The organism is Senegalimassilia anaerobia JC110 (assembly GCF_000236865.1).
Lineage (GTDB): Bacteria > Actinomycetota > Coriobacteriia > Coriobacteriales > Eggerthellaceae > Senegalimassilia > Senegalimassilia anaerobia.
Map to the genome: position 1 here is coordinate 153,433 of NZ_HE611015.1, position 22,372 is coordinate 175,804.

The 22,372-nt window shown below is 62.8% G+C and carries 19 protein-coding genes; 16 read left to right on the forward strand and 3 right to left on the reverse strand.

What is annotated here, in order from left to right:
* Positions 1 to 53 precede the first annotated feature (53 nt).
* A complete protein-coding gene (gene selD / locus SFHG_RS03995; RefSeq protein ID WP_081468963.1) occupies positions 54 to 1,115 on the reverse strand; it encodes a selenide, water dikinase SelD in 1,062 nt (353 codons plus the stop codon).
* A 175-nt stretch (positions 1,116 to 1,290) separates the two neighbouring features.
* Here selD and SFHG_RS04000 point away from each other — a divergent pair, with 175 nt between their 5' ends.
* The 6 genes from SFHG_RS04000 to SFHG_RS04025 all read left to right on the forward strand — a co-directional run bounded on the left by SFHG_RS04000 (position 1,291) and on the right by SFHG_RS04025 (position 8,056).
* A complete protein-coding gene (locus SFHG_RS04000; protein WP_042434069.1) occupies positions 1,291 to 2,058 on the forward strand; it encodes an acyl-CoA dehydratase activase in 768 nt (255 codons plus the stop codon).
* Positions 2,059 to 2,234: 176 nt separating this feature from the next.
* Positions 2,235 to 3,368, forward strand: a complete 1,134-nt coding sequence (locus tag SFHG_RS04005) for an aminotransferase class V-fold PLP-dependent enzyme (RefSeq protein ID WP_042434072.1) — start codon at positions 2,235 to 2,237, stop codon at positions 3,366 to 3,368.
* A 54-nt stretch (positions 3,369 to 3,422) separates the two neighbouring features.
* The gene (locus tag SFHG_RS04010; protein WP_042434075.1) at positions 3,423 to 4,691 is read left to right on the forward strand and encodes a glycosyltransferase family 4 protein; all 1,269 of its coding nucleotides are present in this window, start codon (positions 3,423 to 3,425) and stop codon (positions 4,689 to 4,691) included.
* A 553-nt stretch (positions 4,692 to 5,244) separates the two neighbouring features.
* Positions 5,245 to 5,832 (forward strand): bifunctional pyr operon transcriptional regulator/uracil phosphoribosyltransferase PyrR, encoded by a 588-nt coding sequence (gene pyrR, locus SFHG_RS04015; RefSeq protein WP_042434078.1) that lies wholly within the window; start codon positions 5,245 to 5,247, stop codon positions 5,830 to 5,832.
* A gap of 3 nt (positions 5,833 to 5,835) precedes the next feature.
* Entirely contained in the window at positions 5,836 to 6,780 is a 945-nt protein-coding gene (locus SFHG_RS04020; RefSeq protein WP_042434081.1) for an aspartate carbamoyltransferase catalytic subunit, read from the forward strand.
* Positions 6,764 to 8,056, forward strand: a complete 1,293-nt coding sequence (locus tag SFHG_RS04025) for a dihydroorotase (protein WP_042434083.1) — start codon at positions 6,764 to 6,766, stop codon at positions 8,054 to 8,056. Before SFHG_RS04020 ends, SFHG_RS04025 begins: the two co-directional genes overlap by 17 nt.
* Positions 8,057 to 8,161: 105 nt before the next feature.
* Here SFHG_RS04025 and SFHG_RS04030 read toward each other — a convergent pair whose 3' ends face one another.
* Entirely contained in the window at positions 8,162 to 9,349 is a 1,188-nt protein-coding gene (locus SFHG_RS04030) for an MFS transporter (RefSeq protein ID WP_042434085.1), read from the reverse strand.
* Between the two features lie 93 nt (positions 9,350 to 9,442).
* Positions 9,443 to 10,639: an MFS transporter gene (locus tag SFHG_RS04035; protein ID WP_042434087.1), complete on the reverse strand. Its 1,197-nt coding sequence runs from the start codon at positions 10,637 to 10,639 to the stop codon at positions 9,443 to 9,445.
* Between the two features lie 376 nt (positions 10,640 to 11,015).
* Here SFHG_RS04035 and carA point away from each other — a divergent pair, with 376 nt between their 5' ends.
* The 10 genes from carA to SFHG_RS04085 all read left to right on the forward strand — a co-directional run bounded on the left by carA (position 11,016) and on the right by SFHG_RS04085 (position 22,222).
* Positions 11,016 to 12,365: a glutamine-hydrolyzing carbamoyl-phosphate synthase small subunit gene (gene carA / locus SFHG_RS04040; RefSeq protein ID WP_392391967.1), complete on the forward strand. Its 1,350-nt coding sequence runs from the start codon at positions 11,016 to 11,018 to the stop codon at positions 12,363 to 12,365.
* Positions 12,358 to 15,612: a carbamoyl-phosphate synthase large subunit gene (carB, locus tag SFHG_RS04045; protein ID WP_042434093.1), complete on the forward strand. Its 3,255-nt coding sequence runs from the start codon at positions 12,358 to 12,360 to the stop codon at positions 15,610 to 15,612. The genes carA and carB overlap by 8 nt, the downstream gene beginning before the upstream one ends.
* Positions 15,613 to 15,883: 271 nt before the next feature.
* The gene (locus SFHG_RS04050; RefSeq protein ID WP_042434096.1) at positions 15,884 to 16,690 is read left to right on the forward strand and encodes a dihydroorotate dehydrogenase electron transfer subunit; all 807 of its coding nucleotides are present in this window, start codon (positions 15,884 to 15,886) and stop codon (positions 16,688 to 16,690) included.
* Positions 16,691 to 17,641: a dihydroorotate dehydrogenase gene (locus tag SFHG_RS04055; protein WP_081468927.1), complete on the forward strand. Its 951-nt coding sequence runs from the start codon at positions 16,691 to 16,693 to the stop codon at positions 17,639 to 17,641.
* Positions 17,635 to 18,363, forward strand: a complete 729-nt coding sequence (gene pyrF / locus SFHG_RS04060; protein WP_042434099.1) for an orotidine-5'-phosphate decarboxylase — start codon at positions 17,635 to 17,637, stop codon at positions 18,361 to 18,363. The genes SFHG_RS04055 and pyrF overlap by 7 nt, the downstream gene beginning before the upstream one ends.
* 215 nt (positions 18,364 to 18,578) lie before the next feature.
* A complete protein-coding gene (gene mihF / locus SFHG_RS04065) occupies positions 18,579 to 18,887 on the forward strand; it encodes an integration host factor, actinobacterial type (protein ID WP_042434102.1) in 309 nt (102 codons plus the stop codon).
* Between the two features lie 3 nt (positions 18,888 to 18,890).
* On the forward strand, positions 18,891 to 19,463 hold the full coding sequence (gene gmk / locus SFHG_RS04070) for a guanylate kinase (RefSeq protein ID WP_042434105.1): 573 nt from the start codon (positions 18,891 to 18,893) through the stop codon (positions 19,461 to 19,463).
* Between the two features lie 7 nt (positions 19,464 to 19,470).
* Positions 19,471 to 19,731, forward strand: a complete 261-nt coding sequence (locus SFHG_RS04075) for a DNA-directed RNA polymerase subunit omega (RefSeq protein WP_042434108.1) — start codon at positions 19,471 to 19,473, stop codon at positions 19,729 to 19,731.
* 171 nt (positions 19,732 to 19,902) lie between these two features.
* Entirely contained in the window at positions 19,903 to 21,120 is a 1,218-nt protein-coding gene (gene thiI, locus SFHG_RS04080) for a tRNA uracil 4-sulfurtransferase ThiI (RefSeq protein WP_042434110.1), read from the forward strand.
* Between the two features lie 421 nt (positions 21,121 to 21,541).
* Positions 21,542 to 22,222 carry a ComEA family DNA-binding protein gene (locus SFHG_RS04085; RefSeq protein ID WP_042434113.1) on the forward strand — a complete coding sequence of 227 codons (681 nt, stop codon included), beginning with the start codon at positions 21,542 to 21,544 and terminating at the stop codon, positions 22,220 to 22,222.
* The last annotated feature ends 150 nt before the right edge of the window (positions 22,223 to 22,372 follow it).

The window sequence follows — 22,372 nt, forward strand, 5'->3', positions numbered from 1 at the left end:
GTCACGTGCGGCGTCGGTTTGGCTGGGGCGCTGCAGGGCGTGAGCCTTCCCGTTTACCAGTTCACGAAGATCTTACCCGCCGGACCGGCTTCAAAGATTCCGATTCGGGAGGGTTTGCGCCCTTGGCGCTGCTCGCATTCCGCCTCGAAAAGGCTTGCATTCTCGGGCGGGATGGCCACGAGCAGACCGCCGGAGGTTTGCGGGTCGCATAGCACGCCCATGCGGTCGTCGAACTCGAAATCGTCGATGCAGCCTTGCTCCACGAACGCGTTCGCCCAGTCGATGATGCCGAACGTCTTGCCAGGGCGGCAGTAATCGCACGAAAGCTCGTACACGCCGTCGAACAGCGGCAAAGCGTCCCAGTCCAGGCGAGCAGCGCACTCCGACGCTTCGAGCATCTCGTGCAGATGGCCTGCCAGGCCGAAACCGGTGACGTCGGTGCACGCGTGCACGTCGCATTCCAGCATGGCCTCGGCGGCCGCGCGGTTAAGCTCCATCATGCCGTCGATGACCGGGCGCAAGTCCTCGTCGGTGCGCAGCTTCGCCCGCAGCGCGGCGTTCATGATGCCCGTGCCAATCGTTTTCGTGTAGTACAGCGCGTCACCGGGCTGCGCCCCGCCGTTTCTCACCATGCGCTCAGGGTGTACGAGGCCGAACACGGAAAGGCCGTACTTGGGCTCGTCGTCCTCGATGGAATGGCCGCCCACCACGAACGCCCCGGCCTCACGCACTTTGTCCGCGCCGCCGCGCAGCACGTCTCCCACCACTTCAGTGCCCATGCAGCTGGGGAAGGCCAGGATGTTGAGCGCGGTGACGGGCTTGCCGCCCATGGCGAACACGTCGGACAGTGCGTTGGCCGCGGCAACGGCGCCGAACTCGTACGGGTCGTCCACCACGGGCGTGAAGAAGTCGAGCGTCAGCACAGCGGCGTTGTCCTTGTCCACCTGCCAAACCGCGGCGTCGTCTGCGGTGTCGAAGCCCAGCAGCAGGTTCGGGTCGGGCACGGCCGGCGCGATGTCGCGTAAAATCTCGGAGAGGTCTCCCGGACCCCATTTGGCCGCTCAACCGCCTTTGTCGGTGAGCGTGGTCAGGCGTATGCGATCGCCGTCGCACATTGCGCCGTTCGCAGGGTTGTCCGTGCTCATGCGCGGTCCTTTCTTATGGGGTCGGGTTGGTATCATTGCCAGTATAGTATAGTCGCAAGATGGTATGCATAGTTTTGCATCAAGGTCCAAGCGTGACAACGGCGAAGCCTCATGGGCCCGAAACCTCAGACAAGGAGCAACGCACATGGCAGGTATCGGTATCGATATCGGATCGACGGCTACGAAAGCCGTCGTCGCGGACCCTTCGGGCGCTATCGCGTTCAAGCTGGTTATCCCCACCGGGTTTTCCAGCGTGGAAGTTGCCGAGCAGGTGCGCCGGGCGTTTTCCTGCGAGGGCTTCGAGATGGACGAGATGCCGGTGGTCGCCACGGGGTATGGCCGTGTCGCCGTTCCATACGCGAACAAGGTGGTCACCGAGATCACCTGCCACGCTCGCGGCGCGGCGGCGCTCTTCGGCGAAGACGGCACCGTCATCGACATCGGCGGGCAGGACACCAAGGCTATCGGCCTTGCGGGCGGCAAGGTGCGCAAGTTCGTCATGAACGATAAATGCTCCGCGGGAACCGGGCGCTTCTTGGAGATCATGGCCGACCGATTGGGCGTAAGCCAAGCCGAGCTCGCCCGCTTGGCGGCGGCAGGGCAGCCTACCGTCATCTCCAACATGTGCACGGTGTTCGCCGAATCCGAGGTCATCTCCTTGGTGGGCAAGGGCGAGCCGCGTGAGAACATCGCCCGCGGCGTCATTGACTCGGTCGTGGCGCGCGTGTGCACGCTGGTGGGGCAGGTCCCCGCGGCGCGATATCACCTTACGGGCGGCTTGTGCGAAAACGATTACGTTCGCGCCCGCTTGGAGGCCGAGTTGGGCGCGCCGGTGGGCTCTTGCCCCGACGCGCGTTTCGCGGGGGCGTTGGGCGCGGCCATCATCGCCGCCGAGATGGCAGGCGAAGCGTAGCGTTTCGCAGCGATATTGACGTTGCTGTTCGCGGATGGCCTGCGCGGCTTTCGCCTTGCGGTTTGACTTGCGCGCTTCGCGGGCCTGCTGTTCGACTTCATCTATGTGCAGGACGCTCTCAGGATGCCGGTGAAGACCGGTAACCGTTATCTCTTTCGATCGATAGGGCACAAACCATGATCTATTTGGACAACGCAGCCACCACGATGCACAAACCCCAGGTCGTCATCGATGCGGTGTGCGGCGCCATGACGTCGTTCGGCGGCCCCGGGCGCGGTTCGCACCAGGCGGCGCTTGATGCGAGCATGGCGGTGTTCGGGGCTCGACAGGCGGTTTCCGACCTGCTCGACGCCTGGGGCGCCGGCAGCGTCTCGTTCGCCTTGAACGCCACCATGGCACTCAACATAGCCATCGACGGGCTGTTGCCTGCGGGCGGCATCGCGGTTACCACGGCCGCTTCGCACAACTCCGTGCTTCGCCCGCTCAACCGTGCGCGCGATGAGCGCGGTTGCCAGGTGCGCGTCGCCGCTATCCTGCCCGATGGCTCGCTTGACTGGGAATCTTACGAGCGGGCGCTTGTCGGCGCCAGCCTGGTCGTGGTCACGCATGCTTCCAATGTGACCGGCGATGTGTACGACATCGAGCGCATGGCCGCTGCCGCCCATAAGGCCGGCGCGCCGTTCGTCCTCGATGCGGCGCAGACGGCCGGCGCATGGGCGTTCTCGGCATCGGGCATCGGCGCCGACGTCGTGTGCTTCACCGGCCATAAAAGCCTGTACGGGCCGCAGGGCACCGGCGGGCTGTGCGTGCGCCCGGGCCTTGATATCGCCCCGCTTGTGGAAGGCGGTTCGGGCGTGCACAGCTTCGACGAGCGCCATCCGCGCTTTATGCCCGAGGCGCTCGAGGCCGGAACGGCCAATGCGCATGGCTTGGCGGGTCTTGCGGCGGGGTGCTGCTGGCTTGCGGAGCGCGGGGTGGCGGATGTGCAAGCGCATATCGAAGGGCTGATTGCGCGTTTCCTGGATGGCGTGGCCGATATCGACGGTGTGAAGGTCCTCGGCGGCGGCTCCGGGCAGCGCTGCGGCATCGTCGCCGTCAACGTAGGCGATGCCGACTCCGGCGAGATCGCCGATCGGCTGGCGCAGGGATGGGGCGTGTGCGTCCGCCCGGGCGCGCACTGCGCCCCGCTCATGCACACGGCGCTGGGAACGCAGCAGCAGGGTGTCGTGCGATTCAGCTTCGGTGCCATGAATTCGCAGTTGGATTGCGACGACGCCTTGAGCGCGTTGCGGGACATCGCCTGCCCGTAGCGTACTCCGCGACGCTCCCGTGCCCAATGCTCTCCCGATCTCGAAAGGACCTTCATGCGCATCCTCTGCATCTCCGCCCAAAAGCCCGATAGCACCGGCAGCGGCGTTTATCTGGCCGAAACGGTGGCATCCCTGGCCGCCGCCGGGCACCAGGTGGCCGTCATCGCCGGCATCGACAAGGACGACTCCCCGCAGCTCGCCCCTGGCGTCGAGTTCCTCCCGGTGCGCTTCCGCACTCCCGAGCTGCCGTTTCCCGTGTGCGGCATGAGCGACGTCATGCCCTACGAGGCCACGCGATACCGCGATATGACGCCGAAGATGGTCCAGGCCTTTCGCAGCGTGTTCGGGCGGCGTATCCGCGAAGCCGTGCTCGACTTCAAGCCCGATGCGGTCATCTGCCATCACCTATACCTGGCCTGCTCGGCCGCGTGCGACGTGCTTGACGATCTGGCCGGTGAATATCGGTCACCGATTGCGGAAGGTTCAGGACTCGCGAAGGGCCGCCCGTGCCCAATTTGGGGCGTTTGCCATTCAACCGACCTGCGTCAGCTGCGCAACCACGATCTGGAGAAGGACCGCATTGCGGCAGCTGTCCGCTCGCTCGACGGTGTGATGGCGCTGCACGAGGCGCAGAAGGCCGAGATCGCCGAGCTGTTCGACCTGCCCGCCGATCGCGTCCGCATCGTGGGGACGGGCTACAACTCCCAGGAGTTCGCTCCTCGTGCCGGCTTGCGCGCTGCCCACCCGTTGCGCGTGCTGTACGTGGGCAAGATATGCCGCGCCAAGGGCGTGGAAAGCCTCATACGCGCTATGGGACTGCTTCCCCTCGATCCGCAAGCCGTGGAGCTGCGCCTGGTGGGCGGTTACAGCGACCAGGGGCAATACGATCGCATCGTCGAGCTGGCCGGTGGCTGCCGTTTCCCGGTGGTGTTCGGCGGCCGCGTTTCTCAAGACGACCTGGTGCTTTCCTATAACGAAAGCCACGTGTTCGCATTGCCCTCGTTTTTCGAGGGATTGCCGCTTGTGACGGTGGAGGCGCTTGCGAGCGGATGCCGCGCGGTGGTCACGAGCCTGCCAGGCGTTCGGCCGTGGCTCGATGCGTCCCTTCCGGACGCCCCCGTTTCATTCGTTGAGCCGCCGCGTATCCAGGGCGTCGACGTGCCCGTGCCCGAGGATCTGCCGGCCTTCGAGCAACGCCTTTCGGATGCGCTGCTCGAACAGCTTCAAGCGGCGGCGGAGCAGCCCCTTGGGGGAACCGGGTTCGACGCCACCGCCGTGTCTTGGGATTCGCTTGCCGCCCGCATGGTCGCGCTGGTCGGCTAGCGCTGACGCGAACCGCATAGGCAGGCGGGGGAGTGCGGAACTTGAGCAGGGGACAGGGATGCTCGCGCTGCGTTGCCGAAGGCGCGGTGATCGACTGCGTGAACGCACCTCCGTCCCCCCTCGTCACCCGTTCGCCGTCCTTTCTCTCGGAAGGGCCCTTGGCCCTTGCTTCTGGAAAGAAATTCTCGAGTTTATCCGGACATGTTCGGATAAACTCGAGAAGGAAGCTCAAGCATTTGGATGGGCTTTCGGATCAATCGCTGCATAAAAACCGACCGCTAGGGTTGTGTTTTTCGATATTCGGGGTTGTCAAACCGCTCCGGTCCGCATAAACTGCCAATAGTTCCTTTAAATGCGGTACAGAGAGACCGACAAGGTAACACCCGAATCGCTCGCTTTCACAAGAGCGGATCTGAGATGAAGCCTTTGTCAGCCGCAAAGGCGTTTTTTATGCCTTGCGACATGGCGTCAAGGTTCGGGCGGGCCGAAAAACTCGGCGGCTTTCCCGAAAGACGTGTCTGTCTGTGCGCACTCGACTAGAGAAAGGGTGTGTATGACTGACGCAGGGACGGTCAAGAACGTCTGCATGGATGCAGACGAGATCGAGCGCTCTTTGGTGCGTATCGCGCATCAGATCCTCGAGACCAACAAGGGCGCGGATAACCTCGCGCTCGTCGGCATCGTCACGCGCGGCGATTTGCTCGCCAAGCGCCTGGCTGAGAAGATCGAGCAGATCGAGGGCACGAAGGTGCCGCTCGGCAAGCTCGACATTAGCTTCTACCGCGACGACTTCGCCACTCACTTCGCCCCCGAAGTGCATTCCACCGAAATCGACTTCGATATGGACGGCAAGGACGTCGTGCTTGTAGACGACGTGCTCTTCACCGGCCGCACCATCCGTGCCGCGCTCGACGCGCTCATGGACATCGGCCGCCCGGCTCGCGTGGAGCTGGCCGTGCTGGTCGATCGCGGGCATCGCGAGCTTCCCATCCGCGCCGATTACGTCGGCAAGAACGTGCCTTCCGCCGCACAGGAGAACGTGCGCCTGTTCCTGGAGGAAGTGGACGGCAAGTCCGAGGTCGAGATTCTGGAAATGTCCGACGGCGCGCACATCGGCGCCGCACCGCTGGGAGGTGAATAGGGAATGGCTTTCAACCATAAGCATCTTATCGACATCACGGAGTATTCCGCCGATGACATCATGGCCATCCTTGAAACGGCTGTGAAGTTCAAAGAGGTCAACGAGCGCCGTATCAAGCAGGTGCCCACGCTCAAGGGCTTCACCGTGGTCAACATGTTCAACGAGCCGTCCACTCGTACGCGCTCGAGCTTCGAGATGGCCGAGAAGCGCCTGTCCGCCGCAAGCCTGAACTTCGGCGGCAGCTCCACCTCCTCGGTCAAGGGCGAGAGCCTGGTGGACACGGTGGAAACGCTGTGCTCCTACAAGATCGACATGATCGTCGTGCGCGACAAGCACGCCGGCGTGCCGCGCAAGATCGCCGATGTGTCCGGCGTCCACGTCATCGATGCAGGCGACGGCAAGCATCAGCATCCCACGCAGGCGCTGCTCGACCTGTACACCATCTGGCAGACCAAGGGCCGTCTCGACGGCCTGAAGGTCGGCGTCGTCGGCGACATCGGGCACTCCCGCGTGTGCGGCAGCCTCATCCCGGCCCTGAAGATCATGGGCTGCGAGGTCACCGCCATCGCCCCGCCCACGCTGCTGCCCGCACGTCCCGAGGTGCTTGGCGTCGACCACATCTCGCACAACATCGACGAGGTGCTCCCCGAGCTCGACGTCGTGTACATGCTGCGCATCCAGCGCGAGCGCCTCGAGGGTGCGCCGTACCCCAGCCTACGCGAGTACAACATGCTCTACGGCCTCACCGAGAAGCGCAACAAGCTCATGCGCCCCGACTGCATCGTCTGCCATCCCGGCCCCATCAACCGTGGCGTCGAGCTGGATTCCTTTATGGCCGACCACCCGGAGCGTTCGGTCATCCTTGACCAGGTCTATGCCGGCATCCTGACCCGCATGGCCGCCCTGTACCTGCTGCTTGGAGGGAGCGAAGATGGCATTACTGCTTAAGAACGCGCACGTGATCGACCCGCAGGTCGGTCTGAACGAAACCGCCGACATCCTCATCCGCGACGGCAAGATCGTCGAGGTCGGTCAGGGTCTCACCCTGGAGAAGGGCGTCGAGCGCGACCTGGCTGGCAAGATCGTCGTCCCGGGCCTGGTGGACATGCATGTGCATCTGCGCGAGCCGGGTTTCGAGCAGAAGGAAGACATCGCCAGCGGCACCCGCGCCGCAGCCCATGGCGGCTTCACGGCGGTTTGCGCCATGCCCAACACCAACCCGGTCGTCGACAACGCCGTCGCCGTCGAGTATGTGAAATCCATCGCCGCTCAGGCCGGCAAGTGCCGCGTGCACGTGTCGGGCTCCTGCTCGCAGGGCCTGAAGGGCGAGACGCTCTCCGAGATGGGCGACATGGCCGCACACGGCGCCGTCGCGTTCACCGATGACGGCCGCGGCATCCAGGCGGCCGGCATGATGCGCCGCGTCATGGATTACGCCAGCCAGTTCGGCTGCGTGGTCATGAGCCACTGCCAGGACGAGGACCTGGTTGGCGACGGTCAGGTCAACGAGGGCGTCGCCTCCACGCGCCTGGGTCTTCTGGGCTGGCCGGCTGAAGGCGAGGAGCTGCAGATCGCTCGCGATATCGCGCTGTGCCGCCTGACCGGCTGCAAGCTGCATATCCAGCACATCTCCACCGCTCGCGGCCTTGACATGGTCCGTGCCGCTAAGGCCGAGGGCCTGCCGGTCACCTGTGAGGTCACCCCGCATCACCTGTTCCTTACCGAGGACAACATCGGCGACGATTACTCCACGGCGCTCAAGGTCAACCCGCCGCTGCGCACGGCTTCCGACGCTGAAGCCCTTATCGCCGGCGTGGTCGACGGCACCGTCGACGCCATCGTCACCGACCATGCCCCGCACACCGCATGGGAGAAGGACCGCGAGTTCGAGCTGGCGCCGTTCGGCATGATCGGCCTGGAAACCAGCCTGGGCCTGGTCATTACCAATCTGGTCGCCACCGGCAAGATCACCTGGGAGCGCATGACCGAGCTCATGGGAGCCAACCAGCGCGCTATCCTGGGCGTGGAGCGCGTGGCCCTCGAGGCCGGCAGCACCGCCGACCTGACGGTCATCGACCCTGAGGCCGCCTGGACCGTCGACGCTGCGGATTTCTGCAGCAAGGCGAAGAACTCCGGCTTCATTGGGGCCGAGCTCACCGGCCGTGCAACCGACGTGTACGTCGGCGGCTACGCCACCATGGAAGACGGCAAGATCGTCGAATAGCGCCGGACTTTATCAGCGCATAAACGAAGGGACGTCCTGGACGGAATCCGGGACGTCCCTTTTTGCGTTCGAATAGGTTAATTATGCTGTTGCAGGTGATTCTCGCTACTTGCGCAGCGCCCTCGTTGCGAAACCGGGGATCATGAAGACCATGGAGATGGCGAAACCGACCATAAGCACGGTGCTTAAGGCCAGCGTGTTGGCGATGGTGCTCATGGCGATGCTCACCACGGTGGAGCCTACATAGCCGGTGAAGTTGATGAGCGACACCACGCTTGCGCTGTCGGCGGGATCGCTATAATTGATGAGCATGTGCATGCTAGCCGACAGCAGGATGCCGGTGGAAACGCTGAACACGCCATCGGCGATCAGGAACGGCACCGTCATGCCCTTCGTCAACGTGAACCACAAGATCGCGTAGGTGACGCACAGCAATGCCGTGCCACCGTATACGGCGAAACGCGTGGTGGTGCGGGCGGACATGGGGCCTCCTAGGGCGCTCGGGGCCATGGCCAGCGCAAACATGAGCGCGGGGATCAGCGGGTCGGTTGACTGGAAGTACGCCACAGCGGCAGGGGTTGACAGCGATTGGAAAAACACACCGGTGCCCCAAGCCGCGATATAGCATCCTGCAGCAAGCGGGAATACCGGACGAAGGTTCTTCGGGATATGCACGAGCGGTTTGATGGCCTTGCGGATGGTGATCCGCTGCGTGACCGTTTCCTGTGCAAGCGGAAGCAGGATGGCATTGAGCATCATCAGCACGATGAGCACGGCGAACATGGGGATATAGTTGCGCGAGAACGTGGCGTATATGCCGATGCCCAAAGACCCGATCATCATGCCGATCAGGCATCCGGTGCTGGCGATGGTGGTGCCGAAGGTGCGATAGCGCTGCGAGGTGCAGTCGAGCATGAAAGCCGAGGTTGCACTCATGGTAAGACCGCACGATATGCCTTGCACCATACGGGCGATCTGCAAGGCGGCCCCGTTAGGCAGCCAGATATACAGCGCGCAGGCAAGCGAGCCGAATAGCAGGGCAGCGGCCACAAGCGGCCTGCGACCGAGCGCATCCGAGAGCGACCCTCCTAGGAATAACGTGGTCAGTACTCCGGTAAGATAGGAAACCATGGTCAACGAGATGTCGGCGTCGGTCAGCCCCAGGGCTATCTTGTACTCGGCATACAGCGGCACAGGCACCGCCACCGCGGCGAAGGTCAGCAGCATGGCGCACGCCGCGATGATGGCGCTTCTTAAGTCTTTCGCGTTCGATGCTTCGCAGTTTTCGGTCATGTCCCCTCCTCGTCATTGCCAGCCCGTCGCATTGCATGGGGGAGCGTCGAAACGCATTTCCCTATCCGGACGCGAAGGCTCTTTCGCTTACAGTTATCGCTTATGCTTGGCCATGGATATGCATCCCGGCACGATGGAGATGGCGGCCAGGAGCGCGATGAAGGCGTACACCGTTGCCAGGTCGAATGTGGCGGTGAGCCCTGTTTGAATGGCTGAGACCACGGTCGACCCCACATAGCCGGTCAGGTTGGCAAGTGTCACCACGCTGGCGTTTTCCTGCGGCGTCGATGCGCTGATGAGCATATGCAGGCTCGATGACAGGATCATGCCCGTAGTGACCGCGAACACCACCTCGAGCACCAGATAGGGGACCAAAAGCCCCAAAACCATGCAAACCCCTAGAGCCACGATCGCGCCGAACATGATGATGTAGCCGACGATCATTGAGGATCGCGTGCCCATGCGTGCTGAAACAGGGCCTCCGAGCGCGCTCGGGGCCATGGCCAAGGCAAGCACGAGGGACGGGATGAGCGGATCGGTTGCCCCGAAGTAGTCGACCGAAGCCGGCGTGGAAAGCGATTGGAAGAAGAAGCCGACCGACCAGGTGGAGATATAGCCGCCGGCCACGATGGGAAGCAGCTTGCGAAGATGCGCCGGCACGTGCGTCATCGGTTTAACGGCCTTTTTCCAGGTGATGCGGTTGTGCACCGTTTCGGGCGTGAAGGGAAGGGCGAGCATCGTGGCAAGCATGATCACGGCCATCACAGCGAATACCTGCCAGTAGGCGGTGGAAACGGTGGCGAAAAATCCGATGCCCAGTGAACCCACGGTAAGCCCGATCAGGTACCCCGTGCTTGCGATGGTCATGCCGAACGTGCGATGGCGCTCCGAGGTGCAGTCGATCACGAACGCAGAGGTGGCGCTCATGGACAGCGCGCAGGAAACGCCCTGCACGAAACGGGCGAATTGCAGCATGGGGCCGCTTGATAGGCCGATGAACAGCAGGCAGCCGGCAACGCCGCAGGAAAGCGCGGCGCCCACCGTGGGCCTGCGCCCGGATGCGTCCGAAAGCGATCCGGCAAAGAACAGGACGGAAAGCACGCCGAACAGGTACATGACGATGGTCATGGAAACATCTGAGGCGGTAAGACCCAGCTGTTGCTGCCACGTGGCGTACAGCGGTATGGGCGCGGAGGCGGCCGCGAACACCGTCACCAAAGCCACCGTTCCCACGATGGCGCCGCGCATCGCACCTGGAGGTTGGCTTGCCGCCTGTTCATCGATCCCCATCGGTTTCCCCTTCCCGATTCCGGAATATTTCCCCGTATAGCGAACATCCTACTACGTATGGGAGGTTCCCCTCAATGGGAAAGCGGGCCGAAATCCGCGTCCCACCAGGGGTTTATGTGCGCCTGCACAAAATCGGCAGCCAATTCCAATGCATATCACGTTAACAATAGGTAATAAAACTGCATAAGGCAAAGCAAAACAGCTATTCAGTTGTATACTCCTCCAAGTCCTTTAAGGGCGGTACGGAGAGACCGAAAAGGAATATGGCAGGCAATGGCCGGCTTTGATTACATGGTGTTCGGCCCACGACGTGGGGATTCGGCCTTGCGGAGTCGGTGCGCGCTTGCCATCACGAAAGGAGTTGCATGTGAGCAACATCACAGAACAGCTGCTTCGCGGGACCTCGAAGGGGGTTGGCGCGAAGGCTGCGTTGGCTTTAGAAGATGGCACGGTGTTCTTCGGCACCTCGTGCGGTGCCGCGGGGGAGGCTTTTGGCGAGATATGCTTCAACACTTCGCTTGAGGGGTATCTCGAGGTGATCAGCGACCCCAGCTATGCAGGCCAGATCATCACGCTGACGTATCCTCAGATCGGCAACTACGGCGTGAACCTCGAGGACGCGCAATCGGGCAAGCCCGCACTGCGAGGGCTGGTGGTGCGCGATATGTGCGCAACGCCGAGCAATTGGCGCAGCGATATGGCGCTTGGCGAATACCTTGAACGCAACGGCGTGGTGGCCATCGAGGACGTGGACACGCGCGCGCTCGTGCGCCACGTGCGCGATCATGGTGCCCAGCGCGCGATCATCTCCACCGTAGATGATGATGCGGAAAGCCTGCTGGCGAAAGTGCGCGCGAGCGAGAGCATCGTGGGGCGAAACCTTGCTGCCACGGTGTCTTGCGAGCGTCCCTATGCGCATACCGCCCACGATATGCCGGATAGCGTGAGGTTCGCCTTGGCCGAGGTTCCTGATGCCCGTTTCAAGGTGATCGCCTACGATTGCGGCGTGAAGCGCTCCATCCTCGATGGGCTCGTGCGCGCCGGATGCTCGGTGACGTGCGTGCCGTGGGATACGCCTGCCGAGGACGTGCTCGCGCAGCATCCCGATGGCGTGTTCTTAAGCAACGGACCCGGCGATCCAGATGCGGTCTCGGGCACGTATTCCCAGGTGGAGAAACTGCTCGGCAAGGTGCCGATGTTCGGCATCTGCCTCGGGCATCAGATGATGGGCAAAGCCGCCGGCGCCGATATCGAGAAGCTCAAGTTCGGTCATCGAGGCGGCAATCATCCCGTGATGAACCTTCTCACGCGCCGCGTGGAGATCACGGCTCAAAACCATGGGTTCGGCGTGCTGTTCCCCAGCATGGGCGAGCTTGTGCCCGAGCTATCGGGCGGGTATACCGAACATCATGATGACCTGCGCTTTTGGGTACGCGCCGGCATCGCTCCCGTTGTGCGGAACGAGCGCTTCGGGCGCATTCGGCTGACCCACGTCAATCTCAACGACGGCACCGTGGAGGGCGTGGCGTTTCTGGACGTTCCCGCATTCTGCGTGCAGTACCATCCCGAGGCCGCGCCGGGCCCGACCGATGCGCACTATCTGTTCACGGCGTTCGCGCGCTTGATGGAGGGACGCAAGGATTATCTGGACATCGACATCGCCGCCGATCGCTTGGCGGGATGGCGGTTCGGCGCCGAAGCAACGAAGGAGCTCGCGAATGCCTAAACGCAACGATATCGAAACCATCCTGGTCATCGGCTCGGGTCCCATCGTCATCGGTCAGGCGTGCGAATTCGATTACTCCGGCACGCAGGCGTGCAAGGTGCTCAAGGATGAGGGCTATCGCGTGGTGCTGGTCAATTCCAACCCGGCGACCATCATGACCGATCCCGCCATGGCCGACCGTACCTATGTCGAGCCCATCACCGCCGAGTTCATCGAGCGGGTCATCGCTCGCGAGCATCCGGATGCGCTTCTGCCCACCTTGGGCGGGCAAACCGGTTTGAACGCCGCGGTTGAGCTGGCCGAATCCGGCATTCTTGAGAAATACGGCGTCGAGATGATCGGTTGCGACCTTGAAGCCATCAACCGCGGCGAGGACCGTAAGCTGTTCAACGAGTGCATGGCGGAGCTTGGCATCGAAACGGCCCGCAGCGATTATGCGTATCGCGTCGAGGATGCGCTGGCCATCGTGGAAAAGCTCGGATATCCGGTGGTTTTGCGCCCGAGCTTCACCATGGGCGGCGCTGGCGGCGGCATCGCGCACAACGAGGAGGAGCTGCGCTTGATCGTTTCGCAGGGCCTTGAGCTGTCGCCTGCCGGCGAGGTGCTCGTTGAAGAATCCATCAAAGGCTGGAAAGAATACGAGATGGAGGTCATGCGCGATAAGGCCGGAAACGGCATCATCGTCTGCTCCATCGAGAACCTAGACGCCATGGGCGTGCACACGGGCGATTCCATCACCGTTGCCCCTGCTCAAACGCTCAGCGACGTGGAATACCAGCGCATGCGCGCGGCAAGCTTGGCCATTCTCGAGAAGGTGGGCGTCGAGACGGGCGGATCGAACGTGCAGTTCGCCGTGAACCCGGAAAACGGGCGCATGGTGGTCATCGAGATGAATCCCCGCGTATCTCGTTCTTCCGCGCTTGCATCGAAGGCGACCGGCTTCCCTATCGCCAAGGCCGCGGCGCGCCTTGCCGTCGGATACACGCTCGATGAGATCGTCAACGATATCACGAAGGCCACGCCTGCATGCTTCGAGCCTTCCATCGACTACTGCGTGGTGAAGGTTCCTCGCTTCGCGTTCGAGAAGTTCCAGGGCGCCGACGACGTGCTGTCCACGCGTATGAAGGCCGTGGGCGAGGTCATGGCGATCGGGCGTACGTTCGAGGAGGCGCTGGGCAAGGCCATGCGCTCGCTGGAGAACGGGCGCGCCGGCTTGAACGCCGACGGCAAATGCAAGGAGATATTGGGGCAGGACGGCTTCGATGAGCTGGTCGGGCGCCCCACGCAAGACCGCATCTTCTACATGGCAGAGGCGTTGCGCCGCGGGTGGGGCGCGCAGCGCTTGCATGAGGCCACGGGCATCGACCCATGGTTCATCGACCGCATGCGCGATATCGTCACCATCGAGGAGAACCTTCGCGGGATGTCGCTCGACCGCCTTGACGCGCAGGCCTTCCGGCTGCTCAAGCGCATGGGCCTATCCGACGTGCAGATCGGGCATCTGACCGGGGCTGATGAGCTTGAGGTGCGTGCTCGCCGCAAGCAGCTCGGCATCGTGCCCGCGTTCAAGACGGTCGACACCTGCGCCGCCGAGTTCCCTGGCACCACGGCATACCACTACAAGACCTATGATGCCGACGAAAACGAGGCCGTGCCCACGCCGGGTCGCAAGAGCGTCATGATCTTGGGCGCCGGGCCGAACCGTATCGGGCAGGGCATCGAGTTCGATTACTGCTGCGTGCATGCCAGCTATGCGCTTCGCGATGCCGGGTACGAGACGATCATGGTCAACTGCAACCCCGAGACCGTGTCGACCGATTACGATACCTCCGACAAGCTGTACTTCGAGCCGCTTACGTTCGAGGACGTCATGGACATCGTCGACATCGAGCAGCCCGAGGGCGTCGTGGTCACGCTAGGTGGGCAAACCCCGCTGAAGCTGGCGGCGGCGCTGCAGGAAGCCGGCGTCAACATCATGGGCACGAAGCCCGAGGCGATCGACCTTGCCGAGGATCGCGACCGGTTCCGCGCTGTATGCGATGAGCTTGCCATCGCATATCCGGCAGCTGGGCAGGCGACCACCATCGATCAGGCGAGAAAGGTGGCTGCCGACATCGGATTCCCGCTGCTCGTGCGCCCGAGCTACGTGCTCGGCGGACGCGGCATGGGCATCGTTTACAACGATGGCCAGTTGAAGCGCTATATGGCCGAGGCGGCCAAGATCACGCCGGATCATCCGGTGTATCTCGACCGCTTCCTTGAGGGAGCCGTGGAGCTGGACCTTGACGCCCTGTGCGACGGCACCGAGACCTATGTCGGCGCGATCATGGAGCACATCGAGATGGCGGGCATCCATTCCGGCGACTCGGCGTGCTGCACGCCGCCGTTCTCGCTCTCGGACGCCATTCAGGCGCAGTTGCGTTCCATCGCGCGCCGCCTGGCGCTCCGTTTGGGCGTGGTGGGCCTGCTCAACATCCAGTTTGCCATCAAGGACCAGGTCATCTACATGATCGAGGCCAATCCGCGCGCCAGCCGCACCGTGCCGTTCGCCTCGAAGGCAACCGGGGTTCCCTTGGCCCAGGCCGCGGCCCGCATTATGGCGGGGGAGAGCATCGCCGATCTGCACTTGCCCAGCGACGAGCGTCGCCTTGACCATTTCAGCGTCAAGGAGGCGGTCATGCCCTTCGGCCGGTTCCCGGGCGCGGATACCATCCTCGGACCTGAGATGAAGTCGACCGGCGAGGTCATGGGCATCGCGGAGAACTTCCCCTGCGCGTTCGACAAGACGCAGCTTGCCATCAGCTACAAGCTCCCCGAAGGGGGGACGGTGTTCGTGAGCGTGTGCGATCGCGACAAGCGCGGCATCGTGCCTATCGCGCGCGATTTCGTGCGACTCGGCTTCCGCATCGTGGCAACCGAGGGCACATCGCGTGCGCTGCGGGCTGCCGGTGTAGACTGTACACCGGTTAAGAAAATCAGCGAAGGGGCGCCCAACGTGCTCGACATGCTGATCGCCGGCGAGATCGCGCTCATGATCAACACGCCGTTCGGGCATGCCACCCGTGACGATGGCTATGAGCTTCGAACCGAGGCGGTCAAGCACGGCGTCACGCAGATCACCACGCTTGCGGGCGCCCAGGCCATGGCGGCGGGTTTGGAGGCCATGCGCGCCAACGGCCTGTCGGCGATCGCGCTGCAGGATCTTCCGCAGCATCCTTTGCCGCTAGAGGGGGGTTCGGCGCGGTAAGGCGCACGGATCTCGCCGCGCAATCCGGCGGGGAAGCGGTGTCGGGAGGCGGCTTCGCGTGGCGGCGCCCTGCATGCATTGCGGGGCGCCGCCGCTTTCACCGTCGTTTCGAGCCTGCAGCTTCTTGCTTTCGCGGTCGGGCGCTTCGGGCCCGCTCGTGGTGCGTTTGCGTTCGACTTGTCGGCATGTGCCCCTGCCAGCTGCTGCAATGGTACAATCGCTCCCAACGTAGCAAGGGCCGCATCGCGGCCACCGTGACGGAAGGAGCCCTGTGGCGCTTGTGAACGAGCGGGTCCGCATTCTGGAAAACGAATGCGTGGGTCCGAATCTGTATCTCATGACGCTTTCCTCGCCGGCCATCGCGGCCGCGATCGAACCCGGTCAATTCGTGCATATGAAGATTCCCGGAATGGAAGGCCATGTGCTGCGCCGCCCGTTCTCGGTGTACGCGGCCGATACGGCCGGCGGCACGCTCGACGTGCTGTACCAAACGGTGGGCTTCGGCACGAACCATCTTGCCGCGCTTGCCCCCGATGTGGCTAATGAAATCGAATCCGCCGAGCTTATCGGGCCAGTCGGTCGTCGCTGGCAGGCGCCCGCCGGTACGCAGCGCGCGCTGCTCGTGGGCGGCGGCGTGGGTGCGGCCCCGCTGTTCATGCTGTGCCAGGAGCTCGTCGGCTCCGGCGTGCACGTGGACGTGGTGCTCGGCGCGCAAACCGCCGATGCGCTCGTGTGCTTGAAGCGCTACGAGCAGCTTCTGTCTCGCGATGTGCGCGTGGCAACCGACGATGGCACGCTCGGCCGTAAGGGCTTCTGCACCTCCTTGGTGCAGGAAGCGCTTGCCGCCGGCGTCGACGGCGCGCCGTATCAGTACGTGGCGTGCTGCGGCCCCGAGCCCCTTATGAAGATCGTGGCCGGTCAGGCGGCCGAGGCCGGCGTGCCGTGCCAAATCTCCCTGGAAAAGCGCATGGCCTGCGGCGTTGGCGCGTGCCTGTCGTGCGTGGTGGACACAGTCGACGGCAAGAAGCGCTCGTGCGTCGACGGCCCGGTGTTCGATGCAGAAAAGGTGGTGTGGTAGATGACTGCAACCCCCATGCTTCCCGCAACCGCGGCCCCCACAAGCGTCAACATGGCCGTCAACCTCGGCGGGCTTTCCATGAAAAACCCTGTGACCACGGCATCCGGCACCTTCGCCGCGGGCCGCGAGTATTCCGACTTCGTGGACGTCTCCGCCCTCGGCGCCGTCACCACCAAGGGCGTCTCGCTCAACGGGTGGGAGGGCAACGCCTCCCCGCGTATCGCCGAGGTGCCTTCGGGCATGCTCAATTCCATCGGCTTGCAAAACCCCGGCGTCGAGCATCTGAAGGCCTGTGAGCTGCCGTGGCTGTCCGAGGTGGGCGCAACCGCCATCGTCAACGTGTCCGGTCACAGCTTCGATGAGTACGTGCAGGTCATCGAGGCGCTTGAAGATGCTCCCGTGGACGCGTACGAGGTCAACATCTCGTGCCCGAACGTCGATGCCGGCGGTATGACCATCGGCACGCACGTGGAGTCCGTCGAGAAGGTGGTGGGCATGTGCCGTAAGGCCACCCGCCGTCCGCTCATCGTGAAGCTCACGCCCAACGTCACCGATATCGCTGAGATCGCCCGTGCCGCCGAGGCGGCTGGCGCCGACGCCATCTCGCTCATCAACACGCTCATGGGCATGGCCATCGACGCCGATCGCCGCTGCACGCTCACGTCGCGTCCTTTCGCCGGCTTTTCCGGTCCCGCCATCAAGCCCGTGGCCCTGCGCTGCGTGTGGCAGTGCCATAACGCGGTGAAGGTGCCGCTTCTGGGCATGGGCGGCATCTCGAACGGCACCGATGCCGTGGAGTTCATGCTTGCCGGCGCCACCGCCGTGGCGGTGGGCACCGCGAACTTCGTCAACCCCCAGGCAACCATCGACGTCATCGACGGCATCGCCGAGTATTGCGAGCGTCATGGCGTCAAAGACGTCAACGAACTGATTGGAGCGCTGCAATGCTAACCACGTTTTCCGATATCCCCGAGCGCGACCGCGTCATCGTCGCCCTGGACTGCGACATCGAAGAGGCCTTCGAGCTGGCTGACAAGCTGCAGGGCAAGGCCACGTGGATGAAGATCGGCATGACGCTGTTCTACGCCAACGGCCCCGCCGTCGTGTACGCACTGAAAGAGCGCGGCTTCAAGGTGTTCTTGGACCTGAAGTACCACGACATCCCGCATCAGGTCGAGGGCGCGGCGTATTCTGCGGCCGCTAGCGGCGCGGACATGATGACGATGCACACCATCGGCGGCGTCGCCATGATGAGCGCGGCGCAAAAGGGCGCCGAGCGCGCGGCTGCCGAATACGGCTTCGATGTGCCCATCACCTTGGGCATCACCGTGCTCACCTCCATGAGCCAGGCCGCCCTTGCCGACACCGGCGTCACCCGTCCCATGTCCGAGCAGGTCAACGTGCTTGCCGAGCAGGCCAAGCGCTCCGGCATCTCCGGCGTCGTGGCGTCCCCGCAGGAGGCGGCCATGCTTCGCGAGGTGCTCGGCCCCGAGGGCTATATCGTCACGCCGGGCGTGCGTCCCGCTGGTAGCGCCTTGGGCGATCAGTCCCGTGTCGCCACGCCCAAGCAGGCATTCGAAAACGGCGCATCGCACATCGTCATCGGCCGCCCCATCACGCAGGCCGCCGATCCGGCTGCCGCCTTCGACGCCGTCGTGGCCGAGCTGGACTAGTGGGAATTTCGCGCGTTCGTGGCATTGCTGGCATCGTTCGTGCATAATGTTTTGTCGCTGAATAAGGGCGCCTTTGCGTTAGATTCGGAAGAATCCCAGGTGCAGGGCCATTTTTCTGCGAAAACTTTTTTGTGATTTGGGTAACTGGTTGTTGTCGATGACGGTTGACGTGCTAGTATCTCGACAACGCTTGATTTACACGAAGGAGATTACTGATGGCTATTCCCCAACTCAGCCCTGAAGATCGTCAGGCGGCCCTTGAAAAGGCCAAGGCTGCTCGCATCAAGCGCGCTCAGGTCCGCGATGATCTCAAGGCCGGCAAGCTCACGCTTGCCCAGGTGGTCGATATGAAAGACGACCCGGTCATCGGCCGCATGAAGGTCTCCACGCTCATCGAAACCCTTCCCGGCTACGGCAAGGCCAAGGCCGAGAAGGTCATGAAGGAGCTGCAGATCGCCGAAAGCCGCCGCCTTCGCGGTCTTGGCGAGCGTCAGCAGGTCGCGCTTCTCGAGCGTCTGGGCTAGGCAGTGCGCCGCGGCAATCTGTTCGTCATCTCCGGGCCATCAGGTGCTGGCAAAGGCACGCTGGTGGCCCGACTTGTGCAGGCGGTTCCCGACGCGTGGGTCTCGGTTTCGGCCACCACGCGCAGCCCCCGCGCAGGCGAGGTCGACGGCGTTCATTACCAGTTCAAAACCAAGGAGCAGTTCCAGCAGCTCATCGATTCCGACGGCCTGCTCGAATGGGCGGTGTACGGGTCCAACCATTACGGCACGCCTAAGGCCAGCGTTCAGGAGCATATGGCCGCAGGCCAGCAGGTCATCCTTGAGATCGATGTGCAGGGGGCGTTCCAAATCAGGGAAAAGGTACCCGAGGCCCACCTGATCTTCATCGAGCCGCCTTCCATGGAGGTGCTCGAACAGCGCCTTCGCGGCCGCGATACTGAAACCGAGGAAGTCATCCAGCAGCGTCTTGCGGCTGCGAGGGTGGAGCTTTCCCGCAAAATGGAGTATGATATACAGCTTGTGAACGATAATCTTGACGAAGCTGTTTCGCAGCTCGTCTCATACGTGAACGAACAAGCCGAGAAAACGCGAGGTTAACTACCCTATGAGCATCATCGAACCCAGGATCACCGACCTTCTGGACGCAACCGATAACGACCGTTTCCTGCTGTGCGCCCTGGCATCTAAGCGCGCCCACGACATCAACGACATGATGCGTGGCCAGCGCGATCGCGCCATCCAGCTGCAAACTGCCGTCGAGATCGCCAAAGCTGCAGATAAGAAGCCGCTTTCCATGGCTTTCTCCGAAATCGCCCGCGGCGACGTTTCCTACGATCCGGAAACCATCGACGCCGAGAACCACTAAACCTTACTACGCCAAGCTGTTTTCGTTTGACGTGTGAACCCTCTGGCGTCCTGCGCCTGCCTCGCTGATAATTTGCTGCGCTGCGTGCGTTGTAAATGAGGTTAGGGCTTGCAGGACGACAGGGGGTTTGTTCCGTTTACCCGCTTAACGAATTGTTCGAAGGGCTGTTCTATGACCGAATTCCAGCGCATTTGCCTGGTCCATTACCACGAAATCGGGCTGAAGGGGCACAATCGCTCCACGTTCGAGATGCGCCTGCTCAAAAACCTTGAGGCGTTGCTTTCCGATTTCGACGTGGTCACCATCCATCGAATCTCCGGTCGCCTGTGCGTGTTTTTGCGCGAGGGCACCGATTGGGAGACTGAGAAGCGCTGCGCCGACTTCATCCGCAAGGTGCCCGGCGTTGCCCGCGTATCCTCCGGCTACAAGTGCGAACGCGATCTGGCGCAAATGGAGCAAGCTGCGCTGGCGGCCATGGCCGATGTCGACGACTTCACCAGCTTCAAGGTGCAGGCTCGTCGCAACCATACCGATTTCGAGGTCGGTTCCATGGATATGAACCGCATCATCGGCGCCGCGCTGTGCGAGGCGCATCCCGAAAAACAGGTTCAGATGAAGAATCCCGATGTGGTGGTAGGCGTCGAAGTGGTGCAGAATGCCGCTTACGTGTACGCGCGCAGCGTGCGCGGCGTCGGCGGCCTTCCGGTTGGAAGCTCGGGCAAGGTGGCCTGCCTTCTGTCCAGCGGCATCGACTCGCCGGTTGCCACGTGGCGCATGGCGCGCCGCGGCGCCGTTTGCATCGGCGTGCATTTCTCCGGCCGCCCGCAAACCAGCGACACCAGCGAGTATCTGGTCGACGACATTGCGCATGTGCTTGAGAGAACCGGGTGCATCGGCCGCGTGTATGTCGTACCGTTCGGCGATTACCAGCGCGAGATTTCGCTGACGGTGCCCCCTCAGCTGCGCGTTATCATGTATCGCCGCCTTATGTTCAAGGTTGCGCAGGAGATCGCATGTCGGGAAGGGGCGAAGGCCCTGGTAACCGGTGAGTCGCTCGGCCAGGTGGCCTCGCAAACCCTGGATAACATCCGCTGCACCGATGCGGCCGTGGATATGCCGGTGTTCCGTCCCCTCATCGGCACCGACAAGCTTGAGATCATCGATATGGCCCAGCAGGTCGGCACCTTCGAGATCTCGTCTCAGGATGCCCCCGATTGCTGCACGTTGTTCATGCCGCGCAATCCCGAGACGCATGCGCAGCTCGAGGATGTGCTCGAGGCCGAATCGGCGCTTCCCGTCGATCAATGGGTGTCCGAGCTCGCCGACGCCGCGGAGCCGCACGACTACAAGTGCCCGGGCTATAAGAAGAAAAAGCCGCGTAAGGAATAGCGTTTCCGGCGAATATCGCGATGGGTTGGACGCCTCATCTCAGGCGCAACATGAGATCCGAATGAGAAGGCCGCGCTTTTGCGCGGCCTTCTTGCGTGTTCGGCCATACGCAAGCAAGGCTCCGCATGTTGTGCAGTCATCGAATGCGATGAAAGGTGCGTGTCGAGTGGAGCCGATTTGCGAGAGTCGATAAGTCATTCGAACTCGTTTGCCGTTGGCTTTTGACGCAAGGAAAGGTTTCTTGACGACGCTTCGAGATGCTCCCGTGCTTTCAACGACATTTGGTGGTGTTTGGAAGACGCGCTTCCCGGATTGCTTTCTACTCATCCTGCAAGGTTTATGCGACTAGTGCCGTCCTTTTCGACAAGGGTCCTGCAAGATGGCGGAGCTATGCTTTCCGAAATCAAGGAAAGGGGCTCTTATGGATTTCATCCGGTACGCCGATTCGGTTCGCGCCAAACTGCATATGGGCGGGGTGCGCCTTCCCGTTGTGATCGGCATCACGGCTGTTGCGATTTGCGTTTTGGTTGCAGGCGGTGTGGGCCTGACTTCGGTTGTCGCGCCGGATTCCGCCTTCACCGTAGAGAAGGCCGACGCTTCGGATGGTGAATCGGGGCAGGCGGATCCTGTGCAAAGCAAGAACGCTTCTCTGTTTGTGCATGTTGGTGGGTCGGTTGCCGATCCCGGGTTATATGAGCTTGCCGGCGATGCGCGGGTGCAGCAGGCCATCGATGCAGCAGGCGGTTTTGCCGAGGACGCTGCCATCGATGCGCTCAACCTTGCTCGTCAGGTACAGGATGGGGAACAGATCATCGTTTCCAGTATGCAACAAGCTACTGACTCCGGGACGCCTGTTCCGGCGGATTCCGGTGCGTCTGCGGTGTCATCGGGTGGTGCTGTCGCAAATGGGAAGGTCGACATCAACACGGCAACGGTCGATCAGCTGCAGCAGCTCAACGGAGTGGGCCCAGCATTAGCGCAGCGCATCATTGCGGATAGGCAAGCTAACGGCCCGTTTAAAACCGTTGAGGACCTTAAGCGGGTATCCGGGATCGGAGACAAGAAGTTCGCATCGTTGGCGGATTCGATTTGCGTCGGGTAAGCGCCGCACAAAGCGAGTTGCTTCGGGATTCGATCGTTCCCGACGACCGGGCCGTTGAGGACGAGGTCTCGTTCCCCTCGCGCCCTGCGATTCCTCCTGTGCTGGCGTTTTCGTTAGGCGTTTGGGCGGGGTGCGTTGCCGCGTTGTTGT